Origin of the sequence: Undibacterium sp. Ji50W (assembly GCF_049340445.1) — a bacterium.
GTDB lineage: Bacteria > Pseudomonadota > Gammaproteobacteria > Burkholderiales > Burkholderiaceae_D > Undibacterium.
In genome coordinates, this window is the sequence record NZ_JBMPOX010000061.1 from 1 (window position 1) to 999 (window position 999).

The 999-nt window shown below is 51.9% G+C and carries 1 protein-coding gene; it reads left to right on the forward strand.

Annotation, left to right across the window (positions count from 1 at the left end; all coding sequences use genetic code 11):
- Positions 1-963, forward strand: a 963-nt coding sequence (locus ACO0K9_RS27975) for an IS3 family transposase (protein WP_422990673.1), incomplete at its 5' end; no start/stop codon positions are given.
- Positions 964-999: the final 36 nt, after the last annotated feature.

The following is a 999-nucleotide window of genomic DNA, read 5'->3' on the forward strand; positions in this document are numbered from 1 at the left end:
CTAGGGCTCAGTGAACGTACCGTACAGCGCTGGCGGCACACCCCAAAAGATAAGCGGCCAGATACCATTCATCCAGAGCCTGCCAATAAGCTCAGCGAGGAAGAGCGAGCAGTCTTATTGACTACCGCTAACCTACCTGCGTATGCCAGCCTGACACCGCACCAGATTGTTCCCAAGCTGGCCGATGAAGGTATCTACCTGGCCTCCGAATCGAGCTTTTACCGCGTCATGAAAGCCGCTGGACAAGGTCAACGGCGTGGCAGAAGCAAAGCCCCACAGAAACGCCCCCTGACTACCCATCAGGCAAGTGGGCCGAATCAAGTCTGGTGTTGGGACATTACCTGGTTACCGACTACAGTCAAGGGGCAATTCTTTTACTGGTACATGATGAAAGACATCTACAGCCGCAAGCTGGTGGTCAATGAAGTACACGAGAGAGAGTCTTCAGAGCACGCCAGCCATCTTCTGTGGCGTGGATGTTTGCGGGAACAGATAGCAGGTAGGCCACTGATACTGCACTCAGACAATGGCACCGCCATGAGAGGGGCGAATATGCTATCGGCGATGCACGACCTGGGAGTAGTACCTTCCTTCAGCCGTCCCAGGGTCAGCAATGACAATGCCTATGCGGAAGCCTTGTTCAAAACAGCCAAGTATTGTCCACAATGGCCTGAACGGCCATTTGACACATTGGATGAAGCACGTTTATGGGTCACGCAATTTGTTGAATGGTATAACGAAGAGCATTGCCATAGCGCTTTGAAATACCTGACACCAGGACAAAGACATCGTGGGGAGGCCAGTGCTTTACTGATACAACGTGCAAACGTGTATCAATTGGCCAGACAGAAAAATCCTTTGCGCTGGTCGGGAGAAACACGGAACTGGTCACTGGGGGACAGCGTCTATCTCAATCCAGAGAAGGCTCGTGTAGAAGAAAAGGCGTACATGAAGGCTGCTTAATTTAAATTGAGGCGACAACTACCTTGACACACACCG